This window comes from Arthrobacter sp. Soil764, from assembly GCF_001428075.1.
GTDB lineage: Bacteria > Actinomycetota > Actinomycetes > Actinomycetales > Micrococcaceae > Arthrobacter.
In genome coordinates this window covers 564,888-579,089 of the sequence record NZ_LMSI01000020.1, presented here as the reverse complement: position 1 = coordinate 579,089, position 14,202 = coordinate 564,888, and the positions used below count along the sequence as shown (strand labels likewise).

Below are 14,202 nucleotides of genomic sequence, written 5' to 3'. Positions count from 1 at the left end.
CAACCTTAGTGTGCAAAGTGATCCCATCCCCCGTTGTCCGCGGTCCGGCCCGCTGTCAGGACGCCCGGGCCTTCGTCGGTACCGAGTGCATGTATCGAGCCTATCGCAGTGAATCCGGGTGGCAGCTGAACACCGGCCGGGAATGTGGCCAGCAGCCCGTGGTCCTCTCCCCCGCCCAGCACCCAGGCGGCGCCATCCACCCCCAGCCGGGCTGCGGCCGGGGCCAGGAGATCCGCCAGTTGGGCCATCCTTGCCTGGTCGAGAGCCACCACCACATTGCTGGCGGTGGCCAGCCGCCTGCCGTCCCGCTGAAGTCCGTCCGAAATGTCCAGCATTGCCGTGGCACCTGCCGCACGCGCAGCCGGCCCGGCCTCCAGCGGCGGACGCGGCCGGCACTGCAGGTCCACGAAGGCGCGCTCCGCCGGGGTGAGCGTGTCCACAGGGATGTCCGATTCGAGCAGGGCCAGGCCAGCCGCGGCGTGCCCCACTGTTCCCGCCAGCGCCAAAGTATCCCCCGGGCGGGCGCCGGACCGGAGGACGGGCCGCCCGCCGTCGAGCGTTCCCAGCACCGCAACGGTCACCGAAATCTCCCCGCCCCGGCCCAGGTCTCCGCCGGCCACGGAACATCGGGTGGCCCCAAGTTCGCGGATTCCAGCTGTCAGTCCATCCGCCAGGTCCTCCACCCAGCTCACCGGCGTGTCAACGGGAAGGGTAAGGCTGACCACCATGGAGGTTGCGTGTGCGCCCATGGCGTTGATGTCGCTGAGGTTCTGTGCAGCTGCCTTCCACCCGACATCGAATCCGGTGGTGTGGTAGCCGTTGGGCCACAGGAGGCGGAAATCCTGGTCCTGGACCTGGGTGTCGATGCTGATGACGGTCCTGCCGTCCGGGGCTGCGATGACGGCAGCGTCATCGCCAGGCCCCAGCAGCGCGCTGGTGGTGTGGCCGTCCGTCATCTGAAGGCGCGGAAAGATCCGGTCCAGCAGCTCGGCTTCGGAAAGGGCGGCGACTGTGGGCTGGCGGTCAACACGGTTACGGAGGTCTTCAGGCACGCCACTACGCTACCGCGCCCGGCCGACATCGTGTCCGGACGGGGACGAAGGCGGCGATAGGCTGGGATCATGCACCATCCCCAGCCGCCCCTGTCCGCCCGTGCCGCCAGGATGGCGCTGGCTGGGGGAATCGCCGCCTTGTCCCTGACCGCCTGCTCTCCGGCCGTGGATGTCACCGCCGCCAAGGACGCCGCCAATCCATTGTGCGCGCCGATGATGGTGGCACTGCCGGACGTCATCGGGGATTCGAAACTGCGGAAGACCAACAGCCAGGGCACGGCCGCCTGGGGCGACCCATCGCTGGTCATCCTCCGGTGCGGTGTCAACGTGCCGGGGCCCACGACGGACCGCTGCGTCACCGTCAACGGCGTCGACTGGGTCATCAAGGAAGGCGACCCCGTGTGGACGCTGACCACCTATGGGCGGGAACCTGCCACGGAAATCCTGATGGACCCGGACAAGATCAGCTCCGCCACAGTACTGGCGGACCTGTCGGCTGCGGCGGAAAAGGTACCGTCCGCACGGAACTGCGTGGGCCAGGAAGAGCTGCAGAACCTGCCCAAGAGCCAGTAAGCTCCGGCAGGTCCTGCAAGTGGTAGGCCCACACCGGCGGCGGGAAAGCGCCAGCGGGAGCCGCCATGGCGGCTTACCGGAGCCCGGTCCTGCGGTTCAGTGCCAGGTGGATAAGTTCATCGATCAGGTCCGCGTAGCCCAGTCCGGACGCTGCCCACATTTGCGGGTACATGCTCTTGGGTGTGAAGCCAGGCATCGTGTTGATCTCGTTGATGATCAGTTCGCCCTCGGGCGTATAGAAGAAGTCCACGCGGCTCAGGCCCTCGGCACCCACAGCGTCAAAGGCGGCGGCAGCGAGTTCACGGACCCGTGCAATGGCTTCCGCCGGGATGTCTGCCGGGCAGCTCAGGGACGCGGCATCATCCTCGACGTACTTGGCGTTGAAGTCGTAGAACTCGTGGGTTCCTGCGGCCACGGAGATCTCGCCCGGCATTGAGGTCCGCGGCGCATCGGTGCCCCTGCCTTCGAGGACTGCGCATTCGATTTCGCGGCCCACAATTCCGGCTTCGATCACCAGCTTGAGGTCATGGCGGCGGGCCTCTTCGATGGCGGCGTCCAGGTCCTCCAGGGAGTCAACCTTGGAGATACCCATCGACGAGCCTGCACGGGCCGGCTTGACGAAGACAGGGAACCCGAGGCGGTCCACCTGCTTCCGGACGGATTCGGGGTCCCTGCGCCACTGCCTGTCGGTCACGGCCACATAAGGGCCCACGCGCAGCCCTGCGGCTTCGAAGACCACCTTCATGTAGTGCTTGTCCATGCCGACGGCGGATGCCAGCACCCCGGCGCCAACGTAGCGGGTGTCGGAAAGCTCAAGGAGGCCCTGGATGGTGCCGTCCTCACCGAAAGGTCCGTGCAGCAGCGGAAAGACGACGTCGACGGTGCCCAGTTCCTGCGGAACTTCATTGGGTGCCGCCACGATCAGCTGGTGCTCACCGCCGATCTCGGCCAGGGTGACGGTCTGCGGCGAGGGCACGACTTCAGGAAGCGACGATGCCGCGAGCGACCACTGTGCGGTGTCTGCCGGGGCGAGAACCCACTGGCCGGTCTTGGCGATCCCGATGGGGATCACCTCGTACTTGTCCTTGTTGATCGCGCCCAGCACGCCGGCTGCCGTTACGCAGCTGACGGCATGCTCGCTGGAGCGGCCGCCGAAAAGCACTGCGACCCGCGGTTTCCTCGTGATGGCCGTTTCAGCTGTGGTGGAGGTGTCGTGGGACATGGGTCAGTAATCGCCTTCAGGTTTCAATTCCCGGGACAGCAGAACAGGCCCCAGTTGGTCAACGGACAGCTTGCCTGCCAGTACCGCGACGACGGCGGCAGTGATGGGCATTTCGACGCCGAGCTTGCCGGCGAGTTCATGGACGGCCTGGCCGGATTTGATGCCTTCGGCGGTCTGGGTCATCTTTCGGCCCACTTCTTCAAGGGTCAGGCCCTGGCCCAGCAGTCTCCCCGCGGTGTGGTTCCGGGACAGCGCGGACGAGCAGGTTGCCACGAGGTCGCCCAGCCCGGCCAGACCGGCCATGGTCTTGGCTTCGCCGCCCAGTGCCAGTGCGAGGCGCGACGTTTCGGCGAGTCCCCGGGTAATCACCGATGCCTTGGTGTTGTCCCCCATCTGCTTGCCCTCACAGATGCCCACTGCCAGCGCGATCACGTTCTTGACGATGCCGCCAATTTCGACGCCGACCACATCGGACGTGGTGTAAGGACGGAAGTAGGGGGCGGTGCAGCTCCTGGCCAGCCAGCCGGCAGTGGCGGAATCGGTACACGCCACCACCGATGCAGTGGGTTCCTGCCGCGCAATCTCCATGGCGAGGTTGGGTCCGGAGACAACCGCAATGCGTTCCAGGGGCAGGTCCAGCTCCTGCCCGATGACCTCGCTCATCCTGGCATCCGTGCCCAGCTCCAGGCCCTTCATCAGGGAAACCACAACAGCTCCGGGGGCGATCATGTCCTTCCATTCCCGCAACTGCGGGCGGAGGGACTGGGCCGGAACAGCCAAGACCACGAGCTCGGCGCCTGCCAGGACCGCGCGGACGTCAGTGGACGCAGTGATGCTTTCCGGCAGGACAACGTCCTTGAGGTAGTCACTGTTGCGGTGGCTGCTGTTAATCTCCTCCACCACTTCGGCGCGCCTGCCCCACAGCCTGATGGAACGTGGCGTGCCGGTGGCAATCGCGGCGTCGGCCAGGACCTTGGCAAAGGTCGTGCCCCACGATCCCGCGCCCAGGACGGCAACGGTACGGGCCGCCCCCGGCCTCGCGTCAGCGGTCACGGAGCTTCCGTTCCGGATCCCGGCTGCTGTCCGCGTTCAACGAACCGTCCATGCTTGGCCTGCTGCTGTTTGGCCGGGTCCCAGCGTTCCGCGGGTGGCTGTTCACCACGCAAACCTGCCAACAATGCCGTGATCGCATCCATGATCACCTCGGTGGCCTCGGCCAGGGTGGCCTTGTCCAGGGGACGGCCACTGAAGGCGCTCAGGTCCACCGGATCGCCCACCACAACACGCGAGCGTTTGCGCGGGAAGATATGGAACGACTTGCCGTATCGCGGAAACACTTCATGCGCTCCCCAGTGTGCGATGGGAACCACCGGAATGCCGCCTTCGAGGGCCAGCCGGGCAGCGCCGGTGTGGCCTTTCATCGGCCACAGGTCCGGGTCCCGCGTCAGCGTGCCTTCGGGATAGATGATGATGGCGCCCCCTTCGGCGACAATCTCCTGGGCCACTTGCAGCGACCGGTTCGCTCCCGCCGTCGAACGCTCCACCGGCACCTGCTTGGTGGCGCGCAGCAGCCAGCCCAGGGCCGGCACCTTGAACAGCCCGGCCTTGGCCAGGAAGTGCGGGGCCCGCTTCTGGTTGTAGAGCATGTGCCCCACCACCAGGGGGTCGATCTCCGTGCAGTGGTTGGGGGCGGCGATGAAGCCGCCGGCGGGAAGTTTTTCGGTGCCTTCCCACGTCTTGGCCATCATGAGGTTCAGCAACGGCCGGGCGACGGCGGCGATGAACACAAACGTGGCCCTGCTCTTGGCCGATTCCTTCACGGTCCCGCGCTACTTCGTGGTGGTGATGTCGAAGTCGGCACCGAGGCCGGCGAGCTTTTCCGTGAACCGCTCGTACCCCCGGTTGATGATATCGATACCGGTGACGCGCGAGGTTCCGGTGGCGGCCAGGGCAGCAATCAGGTGGCTGAAGCCGCCGCGGAGGTCCGGAACGTCAATGTCGGTTCCCTTGAGCTGCGTGGGACCGGAAATCACCGCTGAGTGCAGGAAGTTGCGCTGGCCGAAGCGGCACGGCACACTTCCCAGGCACTCGCGGTGCACCTGGATGCTGGCGCCCATGCGGATGAGCGCGTCGGTGAAGCCGAAGCGGTTTTCATAGACCGTCTCGTGGACGATGGATACGCCCTCGGCCTGGGTCAGCGCCACAACGAGTGGCTGCTGCCAGTCAGTCATGAAGCCGGGGTGGACATCCGTCTCCAGGACCAGCGGGTTCAGCTTTCCGCCCTTGTGGTAGAACCGGATGCCGTCCTCGCCGATGTCCATTCCGCCGCCCACCTTGCGGTAGGTGTTCAGGAACGTCATCATGTCGCGCTGGGAGGCGCCTTCAACGAAGATGTCACCGCGGGTCACCAGTGCGGCCGAAGCCCAGGAGGCCGATTCGTTGCGGTCCGAGAGTGCACGGTGATTGTATCCGCCCAGGTCGCGGACGCCCTCGATGCGGATGGTGCGGTCCGTCTGCACGCTGATGATGGCGCCCATCTTCTGCAGCACGGCGATGAGGTCGACGATCTCCGGTTCGGTGGCGGCGCCCGAAAGCTCGGTGATGCCTTCGGCGCGGGTGGCGCTCAGCAAGACCTGCTCGGTGGCACCCACGGACGGGTACGGCAGCGAGATCTTGGCCCCGTGCAGGCCCTTGGGTGCCGAGATGTGGATGCCGCCGGGGCGCTTTTCCACGACCGCGCCGAACTGGCGCAGGACATCCAGGTGGTAGTCGATGGGACGGTCGCCGATCTTGCAGCCGCCCAGGTCGGGAATGAAGGCTTCACCGATCGCGTGGATCAACGGCCCGCACAGCAGGATGGGAATCCGGGAGTCACCGGCATGGGCATCAATCGCGGTGCTCGGCGCCGTTTTTGCGGCCTTGGGATCCAGGGTGAGATCGCCGTTGACCGGGTCTTTCTCCACGGTCACGCCATGCAGCTGCAGCAGGGAGGTGACAACCTCCACGTCCTTGATTTCCGGCACGTTCCGCAACACCGAGGGTTCGTTGCCCAGCAACGCCGCCACCATGGCCTTGGGAACAAGATTCTTTGCCCCACGGACGCTGACGCGGCCTGTAAGCGGGACACCGCCGCGGATTGTCAGAACACTACTCATATACCGGTTTCCTCACGATCACAGCCTTCGCCGGTCGTAACCTTCACCAACTGGTCGGCCATGCCGCGGACCACCTCCGGCGCCTCCAGGGCCCCCAGCCACTGCGCCGGCCCGCCACGCCGCCGGGGCGCTGGCGCAGGGTCAGGAAAGCTTCGCCGGCAGGGTCTTCGGCTTGAAGGCCGGCCGGGTCGCCTCGTAGGCGGTGATGTCCGCTTCCTGCTGGAGGGTCAGCCCGATGTCGTCCAGGCCTTCCAGGAGCCGCCACCGGGTGTAGTCGTCGATGTCGAACGGCGCCACGATGTTGCCGCAGACCACGGTCTTGGACTCGAGGTCCACCGTCACCTGGGTCCCCGGCGCGTTCTCGAGTTCCTTCCAGATGAGCTCGATGTCATCCTGGGCCACCTGGGCGGCCAGGAGCCCCTGCTTGCCTGAGTTGCCGCGGAAAATGTCGGCGAAGCGGGAGGACAGCACAGCCTTGAAGCCATAGTCCTTCAGCGCCCACACGGCGTGTTCCCGGGACGAGCCGGTACCGAAATCGGGGCCGGCAACCAGGACCGACCCGGCGTTGAAGGGCTCCTGGTTCAGGATGAAGGAAGGATCCTTGCGCCAGGCGGAGAACAGCGCATCCTCGAAGCCGGTCCGGGTAATGCGCTTCAGGTAAACCGCGGGGATGATCTGGTCGGTGTCGACGTTGCTCTGGCGCAGCGGGACGCCGATGCCGGTGTGCTTGGTGAACTTTTCCATAGTGCTGTCCTAGGCTGCGTCGATGCGGATGGCGGCGGGTTCGGGAGCGGGTTCAAGGTCTGACGGCGAGCTGAGCGTGCCGCGCACTGCCGTGGCCGCTGCCACCACCGGGGACACCAGGTGCGTGCGCCCGCCCTTGCCCTGGCGTCCTTCGAAGTTGCGGTTGGAGGTGGAAGCGCAACGCTCCCCCACCTCCAGCTGGTCCGGGTTCATGCCCAGGCACATCGAGCAGCCCGCGAAACGCCATTCGGCCCCGAAATCCTTAAAGACCTTGTCCAGGCCCTCGGCCTCGGCTTCCAGGCGGACGCGTGCGGAGCCCGGCACTACCAGCATCCGGATGTTCGGGTCCTTTTGGCGTCCGCGGATGATGTCCGCAGCGGCCCGCAGGTCCTCCATCCGGGAGTTGGTGCAGGAACCCAGGAACACCGTGTCCACCCGGATGTCCTTCATGGGCGTGCCGGCCTCGAGCCCCATGTACTGGAGGGCGCGTTCCGCGGCAGCCTTGGCGTTCTCGTCGCCGAAGTCCTCGGGCGAGGGAACGGCCTGGGACAGGGACACGCCCTGGCCGGGGTTGGTGCCCCAGGTGACGAACGGCTCCAACGTGTCGGCGTCCAGGTCCACCTCGACGTCGAAGGCGGCGTCGTCGTCGGTGCGCAGGGTATTCCAGTATTCGACGGCGGCATCCCACTCAGCACCCTGGGGGGCGTGCGGGCGGCCCTTCATGAATTCATAGGTGGTCTGGTCCGGGGCCACCATTCCGGCGCGGGCGCCGGCCTCGATGGACATGTTGCAGATGGTCATCCGGGCGTCCATGGACAGGGCACGGATGGCCGAGCCGCGGTATTCCAGGACGTAGCCCTGGCCGCCGCCCGTGCCAATCTTGGCAATCACGGCGAGGATAATGTCCTTGGCAGTCACGCCGGGGCGCAGTGTGCCCTCGACGTTGATGGCCATGGTCTTGAACGGCTTCAGCGACAGGGTCTGGGTGGCCATGACGTGCTCCACCTCAGAGGTTCCGATGCCCATGGCCAGGGCACCGAAGGCGCCGTGGGTGGAGGTGTGGGAGTCGCCGCAGACCACCGTCATGCCGGGCTGGGTGAGGCCCAGCTGCGGGCCCACCACGTGGACGATGCCCTGTTCGGCATCGCCCAGGCTGTGCAGCCGGACGCCGAACTCCGCACAGTTGTTGCGCAGGGTCTGGATCTGGGTGCGGCTGGTCAGGTCGGCAATCGGCTTATCGATGTCCAGCGTGGGGGTGTTGTGGTCCTCGGTGGCAATGGTGAGGTCCGGCCGGCGCAGCTTGCGGCCGGCCAGCCGCAGTCCTTCAAAGGCCTGCGGTGACGTGACCTCGTGGACCAGGTGAAGGTCGATGTACAGAAGGTCTGGCTGGGCGTTGGCACCATCGCCGTCACCTTTGCGCACCACGTGTGCGTCCCAGACTTTCTCGGCCAATGTCTTTGCCATGGCCATCTCCCTTCACTGCTGTTTGGCTGATTAGTCCAACTGAATCAGGACGACTCCGTACTGCGCCAGCCGAAAGATTTGCATCTCAGATATTGAGACGGCAATATCATTACATGGACAATTCTAGTGGAGTCGGTGTCATTGATAAAGCGGCCCAGGTGCTTGATGCCCTCGAGGCCGGCCCCACCACGCTGGCGCAGCTGGTGGCCGCAACCGGCCTGGCCCGGCCCACTGTCCACCGCCTCGCTTTGGCACTGGTCCACCACCGGCTGGTAAGCCGCGACATCCAGGGCCGGTTCGTGCTGGGCAGCAGGCTCGTTGAGCTCGCCTCCGCCGCCGGCGAGGACCGCCTGATCGCTTCCGCGGGCCCCGTGCTGATGCAGTTGCGTGATGCCACCGGCGAAAGTGCCCAGATCTTCCGCCGGCAGGGTGACTGGCGCGTTTGTGTCGCATCCGCCGAGCGCCCCATCGGACTGCGCGACACCATTCCCGTCGGCACCCAATTGTCCATGAAAGCCGGCTCCGCCGCGCAGGTCCTGCTCGCCTGGGAGGACCACGACCGGCTCCTTGAGGGCCTGCAGTCAGCCCGTTTCACGCCCACCGTCCTGGCAGGAGTACGACGCCGGGGCTGGGGACAGAGCCTGGGCGAGCGCGAGCCGGGGGTCGCCTCCGTCTCGGCGCCGGTTCGGGGTCCGTCCGGCAGGGTGATTGCCGCGGTCTCCATTTCCGGCCCCATTGAGCGGCTGACCCGCCAGCCCGGGCGCCTGCATGCGGAAGTGGTCTGCAACGCCGGGCGCATCCTCACCGAGGCCCTGCGCAAGAACAACGACTAGGGCAGGAACACCGGCCAGGCCATTCCGGTCCCACCGGACTTTCGGCCGTTAGGCTGTGCCCATGGGAAGCTATGCGGTGTTCCTCCGCGGCATCAACGTCGGCGGAATCAATATCAGAATGGCGGACCTGCGGGACGCCCTGAAGACCTGCGGCTTCACGGACGCAAAGACCCTCCTGGCCAGCGGAAATGTGGTACTCAGCAGCACCCTGGATGCCGCAGCCGTTAAGCAGGAGTGCGAAAAGTGCCTCCGGGCCGCCTTCGGCTACGAAGCGTGGGTTGTGGTCCTTGAGGCTGCGCGGGTGGCCCAGCTGGTGGATGACTGCCCCTATCCGGAAGACGACAGGTCCACCCACACCTACATCACCTTGTCCTCGGACATCCCGGTCCTCGATGAACTGGAGGCCGCGGGGTCTGCCCTTGAGGGCCAGGAGCAGCGGCGGCTGGGGCCGGAGGCGCTGGCCTGGCTGGCCCCCGCGGGCGGAACCCTGGACAGCCCTTTCAGCAAGATCAGCGCGAAAACCAAATTCAAGACCGCAACCACCACGCGCAATCTGCGCACCCTGATTAAGGTCCGTGATGCCGCGGCCGCCCTCGCCGCCGGCTAGGTCGCCACGAGAGCAGCTGGCAGACCTAGGACCGCGCTGCTTTCTGCAGCGCCTTGTTGAAGGCTGCCAGCCTGGCAATTTCCTTCTCCACAGGCGCCACCACCAGCTCCTCCGCCGCGGCTGCGACGGCGCTGTTCAGCCGCCGTCGTGCCCTTGCTGACCGCGCCCGGGCAGCTCCGGCCGCGATGAAACGGCCGGTGACGGCCAGGAAGATCCCCAGCACCAGGCCGAAGACGATCATCAGGGTGGGAATTGGCCAGCCTTCCACGCGTGGCACTTCCGGCACCGGCAGCTGAAGGTAGGCCAGGCCGGCCAGGACAGCAAGCCAGCCCAGGCCACCGAGCACCGTCAGCAGCGCCAGCCACTGCACGATGTTGAATGCGCCCCACCACCACGCCTTGCGGTTGGCCCCGAGGTCTGTTCCGGCGATGGCCTGGTCCAGCGCATCGGGCAGCCGTTCCCGGCCGGCCCTGGCAGCCCCCCGGATCGCTGCCCGCCAGGGGCCCGGTGCTCCCTCGCTGGCTGTATCCGCAAAATCCCTGACGGCTGCATCCGTCCGCGCCCGCTCCGGCGCGCCCGCGGGCGGCAGCGAGGTCCTGTTCACGCCTGCAGGGGAATCCCTGCGGAGATTGAGCCGGCGCAGTGGGTCTGCGCGGAACCTGGAGAGCCAGCGGGTCACCGGCCAGCCGGTGCGCCGGACGGACTCCAGCCGGTAGGACTGCCCCACGGCCCGCACCACAGCAGGCACGTTCGCTGCCACGGCCAGCTCCTCGGCGAGCCGGGTCCTGGCTGCGTTCCGGACGCCCGCCGCCTCACCGTCGCCGGCCGCGCCCCGCAGGTCCTCCGCAGCCTTGGTGATGTCTGCCTCCAGCCGCCGGGACTGGGCCTGCCGCTGGACAGCCACCTTGCGGATCGCCGCACGCACTTCCCCAATCCCTGCTCCCGTCACTGCCGATGACGCGAGGACGCGCACCTGCCCCAGCCCTTCACTTGAAAGGATTGCATGCAGCGAGTCGAGCACCGGCCGCACATCGCGTTCGGGCAGCCGGTCCACCTGGTTCAGCACCACAAGCGTGACCGCCCCGTGCGAGGCATGCGGCGCCAGGAACCCGTTGTGGACGGCGGCATCGGCATATTTCTGCGGGTCCAGCACCCACACCAGGACGTCCACCATGCCCACCATCCGCTGCACGATCTCGCGGTTGGCAGCGCGGGTGGAGTCGAAGTCCGGGAGATCCAGCAGGATCAGCCCGGTCTGTTCATCGGCGAAACCGTCCACAGGCGCGGCGTGATGGCGGTTTCCCACTTCCAGCCAGTCGAGGAGCGCTTCGCTTCCTGCCGCTCCCCAAACGCCCGCCAGAGGTTCCGATGTGGTCGGACGGCGGGCCGCCGCCGTCGCAATCTCGGCGCCGCTGACGGCGTTGAAGAGCGAGGACTTGCCGCTGCCGGTCGCCCCGAAGAACCCCACCACAGTGTGGTCACCGGACAATGAACGGCGGGAACTTGCGCGCTCCAGGACGTCGAATGCTTCCTGCAGTGACTGGTCCGGCAGGACCCCCTCCCCCAGCTCCCGGGCGTCCTGGAGCGCTTGGAGCCTGGCATCAAGCCGCGAGGAATCCTTCGCCCCGCTGTGGCGGCTCACGCGGCCTCCGCCAGCCGTGCCAGCTCCCCGGCCTGGGCAGCAAGACGTTGCGCAAGGGCGGGATTACCTTCCGGCAGCCGCTGCAGGAACTTCTGCTGCTCGTCCGCCAGCAGGTTCCGGCAGCGCACGGCCAGGTCCTCACGGGCTTTGTCGGCCATGCGGCGCACGGCGTCCTCGCCGAAGACCGCCTCCAGCAGGCGCTGGCCCACGACGGCGGTACCGCCCGCAACACCAATCTCCAGTCCAGTCAGGCCGGCAGTGGTAGAGAACACCACGATCATCAGCGCAGCGCCGAGGCCGTTGATGCCAAACGACAGCCACCGCGCCTGGGTCCGCTTTCCCTGGCCTTCGGTTTGGATGAGCTCCATGAGGGCTTCCTGCCATGCCCGAATTTCCGCTGCGGCCCGGTCGGCGAACCCGGGCGTGGTCCCGGACAGATCGTCCGGACCCAGCAGCTGCCGGCCGGCAGGGTCTGACCGCCACCGCTGGTCGGTGTCCTCCGCCGCATTGGCGGCCTCGTCCACGATGACTGCCTGGAGGCCGGTTTCGATGGCGGCCTCCACCCGGACGGCCGGGGCCGGTTCACCGCGGAAGAAGGCTCCCAGCCGGTCCCGGAACCGGCCCACGTTCTGCTCAACTGTGCGAAAGAATTCACCGGTACCCACAAAGTCCTGCCACCGGGCCAGCACTTCGCCCCGCAGGAGTGCTCCGTCGCGGGTGGCGTCAAGGATGCGGGTGGCCGCATCTTCATACGCTGCCACGGCATCGGCCTCGAGGCGCACGGCGGCCAGCTCCTGCTCACGGACGGCGCCGGCGATGTCCGGAATACGGAGGGCCAGGGCGCGGACCGTCCCGTTCAAAGTGCGGCGGGCCACCTCGGCCCGGCCGGCAGCATCGGCGGCAAGGGAACCGAGCCAGTCCCTGAGCTCGGTGACAGCCCGGGGCGGGAGCATGCCGTGCGGATCCAGGGCTGTCTCGGCGATGATGAACAGCCGGCTTCCGGCGAGGCCCTCCCGGTCGAGCAGGCCCCGGAGGTCTTGGCTCACCTCTTCCTCGGCGCCACGGGGAACCCGGTCCAGCACTACCGCCACCGTGATGTCACGCGCGGCGGCGTCCAGGAGGAGCTTCCAGGGAACGGCATCCGCATACCGGTTGGCCGTGGTGACGAACACCCATAGGTCCGCGGCGGCCAGCAGCTGTCCGGCGAGCAGGCGGTTCTGGTCTGAAATGGAGTCGACGTCAGGAGCGTCGAGGAGGGCGATGCCGGCCGGTACCGCCGGATCGGCCAGCAACACCAGCGAGGAGGCTTCCCGTTGCTCCGGCATGGCGCCTCCCGCCACGGGGCTGCCGGCCAGGGTGCCGCGGATCCGGCTCAGTCCGGGCAGGACCCGCTGGCCCTCGAACCAGGTTCCCTCTACGGGGTTGTGCAGCAGGATGGGCTGGCGGGTGGTGGGCCTAATGGCGCCCGCCCGTGTGACAGGATGCCCCACGAGTCCGTTCACCAGGGTGGATTTGCCGGCGCCCGTGGAACCGCCCACGACGGCCAGCAGCGGGGCGTCCAGGCTGCGGTACCGCGGGAGGATGTAGTCGTCCAATTGTGCCCTTGCGGCTGACGTTTCGCGGCGTGCCTGGTCTGCCCCCGGCAAGGCCAGCGGCAGCGCAACGTCGTCCAGTCCGCTGCGGACTTCTTCCAGCAGGGTTACCGCCGCCATCGCGTGCGGCACCGGCTGGGCGGGGCGGCCATGCTCGTCATGGGAGGTCACAGCAATATCATGCCAGTTGAGGAGCGGAGGCTCGATCTTTCCGGCGTCGCAGCCACACTCGTGCTGGTAACTCCACGTAGCGGCACGAGAGCCAGGCTATGGGAGCAACCAGTAAAAGTGCAGCTATGGCGAACAGTTCGGGCGGAACCGCAGTATGAAGACCGCCAGACGCAAGTACCTGTTGCATCGGCCACCCATAGATATACACGCCAAACGAGATATCGAAACGTGAACCGACAGTTGATAGCGGCAGATGCAATGAGCCAGACAACAGGAAGACCGACAGAGGTATATGGACGAGCGACTGCGCGTAACCCAGCGAAGCAACCAACACAACGAGGGCAGTGGACAGGCACACCGTTTTGCGTCCCACTGGGATCCAGTCTTGAAACAAAAACACCAGCGATCCAGCGAGAAAGGTGGTCACGGGCACAAGTGGCCAATCATAAGGGGTTGGCGGGGAGGCCCATCCCGCATCAACGGCAAATAAGGCAACCGTTCCCGCGAAGAAGAGACAGAGCACGGCCACCCGCGCCAACTCTGATCTAAACGCGAGAAACAAAACGCCGATCAGTATGTAGCAGGCGATCTCCCAGAACAAGGTCCATAGTGGCCCATTCCACAGGCGCGGATCGGGTAATCCCTCCAATGATCCTGGAATGCCTCCTACGGCCACCCCTGGGAGCCCGGCGGACAAGTTGCTGGCAAAGTAGAGTATTGCATCGGGAAACCAATAGCGTCGCCCAGTCAACACTGCCGTGAGTGGGGCAATGACAAACGCTACTGCTGCGACGCAGCTTACAAGGCCGGGAAAGATTCTCAGGAAGCGCGCGAGCCAGTAGTCGCTTGCCGCAACCCGCATCCTGCTCCGGGTGATTAGGTACCCGGAAATCCCGAAGAAGCCAAGAACTGCCCAACTGCCTAGTTTGACTCCCCCTGGTGCAGGCTCCGGACCGTATCCTCCGAGCCACCATGAATGAGAAACGATCACAAGGGCTGCGAGACCCAATCGGATCGCATTCAACGAATTCTTGCTCTCGGCAAAACGTTTTCCCAGCATATTTTCCCCCACGCCCGAACCTACGGTCCAAGGTAGGCCGAGCCCCTCAACGCATCCGCGAGGTCTGCGCAGTTTTAACGAAAAAAT

General features: G+C 66.4%; 13 protein-coding genes. 3 read left to right on the top strand and 10 right to left on the bottom strand.

Features of this window, described 5'->3' with window-relative positions:
• Positions 1 to 5: 5 nt before the first annotated feature.
• On the bottom strand, positions 6 to 1,052 hold the full coding sequence (gene thiL / locus ASG86_RS14010) for a thiamine-phosphate kinase (protein WP_056335319.1): 1,047 nt from the start codon (positions 1,050 to 1,052) through the stop codon (positions 6 to 8).
• A 69-nt stretch (positions 1,053 to 1,121) separates the two neighbouring features.
• On the opposite strand from thiL, the gene ASG86_RS14005 reads away from it, so the two are divergent.
• On the top strand, positions 1,122 to 1,625 hold the full coding sequence (locus tag ASG86_RS14005) for a DUF3515 domain-containing protein (RefSeq protein ID WP_056335317.1): 504 nt from the start codon (positions 1,122 to 1,124) through the stop codon (positions 1,623 to 1,625).
• Between the two features lie 73 nt (positions 1,626 to 1,698).
• Here the strand turns inward: ASG86_RS14005 and ASG86_RS14000 are convergent, their stop codons facing one another.
• The 6 genes from ASG86_RS14000 to leuC form a co-directional block, all read right to left on the bottom strand.
• A complete protein-coding gene (locus ASG86_RS14000; protein ID WP_056335314.1) occupies positions 1,699 to 2,847 on the bottom strand; it encodes a D-alanine--D-alanine ligase family protein in 1,149 nt (382 codons plus the stop codon).
• Between the two features lie 3 nt (positions 2,848 to 2,850).
• A complete protein-coding gene (locus ASG86_RS13995; RefSeq protein WP_056335311.1) occupies positions 2,851 to 3,900 on the bottom strand; it encodes an NAD(P)H-dependent glycerol-3-phosphate dehydrogenase in 1,050 nt (349 codons plus the stop codon).
• Positions 3,897 to 4,667, bottom strand: coding sequence for a lysophospholipid acyltransferase family protein (locus tag ASG86_RS13990; protein ID WP_056335308.1), 771 nt, complete (start codon positions 4,665 to 4,667; stop codon positions 3,897 to 3,899). The genes ASG86_RS13995 and ASG86_RS13990 overlap by 4 nt, the downstream gene beginning before the upstream one ends.
• Positions 4,668 to 4,676: 9 nt before the next feature.
• The gene (murA, locus tag ASG86_RS13985) at positions 4,677 to 6,002 is read right to left on the bottom strand and encodes a UDP-N-acetylglucosamine 1-carboxyvinyltransferase (RefSeq protein WP_056335305.1); all 1,326 of its coding nucleotides are present in this window, start codon (positions 6,000 to 6,002) and stop codon (positions 4,677 to 4,679) included.
• Positions 6,003 to 6,143: 141 nt separating this feature from the next.
• Positions 6,144 to 6,746 carry a 3-isopropylmalate dehydratase small subunit gene (leuD, locus tag ASG86_RS13980; protein ID WP_056335302.1) on the bottom strand — a complete coding sequence of 201 codons (603 nt, stop codon included), beginning with the start codon at positions 6,744 to 6,746 and terminating at the stop codon, positions 6,144 to 6,146.
• Positions 6,747 to 6,755: 9 nt separating this feature from the next.
• Entirely contained in the window at positions 6,756 to 8,210 is a 1,455-nt protein-coding gene (gene leuC / locus ASG86_RS13975) for a 3-isopropylmalate dehydratase large subunit (protein WP_056335566.1), read from the bottom strand.
• A gap of 113 nt (positions 8,211 to 8,323) precedes the next feature.
• On the opposite strand from leuC, the gene ASG86_RS13970 reads away from it, so the two are divergent.
• Positions 8,324 to 9,043: an IclR family transcriptional regulator gene (locus ASG86_RS13970; protein WP_009356552.1), complete on the top strand. Its 720-nt coding sequence runs from the start codon at positions 8,324 to 8,326 to the stop codon at positions 9,041 to 9,043.
• A gap of 61 nt (positions 9,044 to 9,104) precedes the next feature.
• Complete coding sequence (locus tag ASG86_RS13965; RefSeq protein WP_056335298.1) at positions 9,105 to 9,650, top strand: DUF1697 domain-containing protein; 546 nt, start codon at positions 9,105 to 9,107, stop codon at positions 9,648 to 9,650.
• A gap of 25 nt (positions 9,651 to 9,675) precedes the next feature.
• Here the strand turns inward: ASG86_RS13965 and ASG86_RS13960 are convergent, their stop codons facing one another.
• From ASG86_RS13960 to ASG86_RS20240, 3 genes are read right to left on the bottom strand one after another with little or no spacing between them, the layout of a single operon-like run.
• Positions 9,676 to 11,292, bottom strand: a complete 1,617-nt coding sequence (locus tag ASG86_RS13960) for a GTPase (protein ID WP_056335295.1) — start codon at positions 11,290 to 11,292, stop codon at positions 9,676 to 9,678.
• Positions 11,289 to 13,055, bottom strand: coding sequence for a dynamin family protein (locus ASG86_RS13955; protein ID WP_056335292.1), 1,767 nt, complete (start codon positions 13,053 to 13,055; stop codon positions 11,289 to 11,291). Before ASG86_RS13955 ends, ASG86_RS13960 begins: the two co-directional genes overlap by 4 nt.
• Before the next feature lie 7 nt (positions 13,056 to 13,062).
• On the bottom strand, positions 13,063 to 14,127 hold the full coding sequence (locus tag ASG86_RS20240; RefSeq protein WP_156386187.1) for an acyltransferase family protein: 1,065 nt from the start codon (positions 14,125 to 14,127) through the stop codon (positions 13,063 to 13,065).
• Between the last annotated feature and the right edge of the window lie 75 nt (positions 14,128 to 14,202).

Bases quoted from the DNA above. Each gene is read 5' to 3' on its own strand.
- ASG86_RS14005 (WP_056335317.1), top strand. From the start codon at position 1,122: ATGCACCATCCCCAGCCGCCCCTGTCCGCCCGTGCCGCCAGGATGGCG.
- ASG86_RS14000 (WP_056335314.1), bottom strand. From the start codon at position 2,847: ATGTCCCACGACACCTCCACCACAGCTGAAACGGCCATCACGAGGAAA.
- murA (WP_056335305.1), bottom strand. From the start codon at position 6,002: ATGAGTAGTGTTCTGACAATCCGCGGCGGTGTCCCGCTTACAGGCCGC.
- leuD (WP_056335302.1), bottom strand. From the start codon at position 6,746: ATGGAAAAGTTCACCAAGCACACCGGCATCGGCGTCCCGCTGCGCCAG.
- leuC (WP_056335566.1), bottom strand. From the start codon at position 8,210: ATGGCAAAGACATTGGCCGAGAAAGTCTGGGACGCACACGTGGTGCGC.
- ASG86_RS13970 (WP_009356552.1), top strand. From the start codon at position 8,324: ATGGACAATTCTAGTGGAGTCGGTGTCATTGATAAAGCGGCCCAGGTG.
- ASG86_RS13965 (WP_056335298.1), top strand. From the start codon at position 9,105: ATGGGAAGCTATGCGGTGTTCCTCCGCGGCATCAACGTCGGCGGAATC.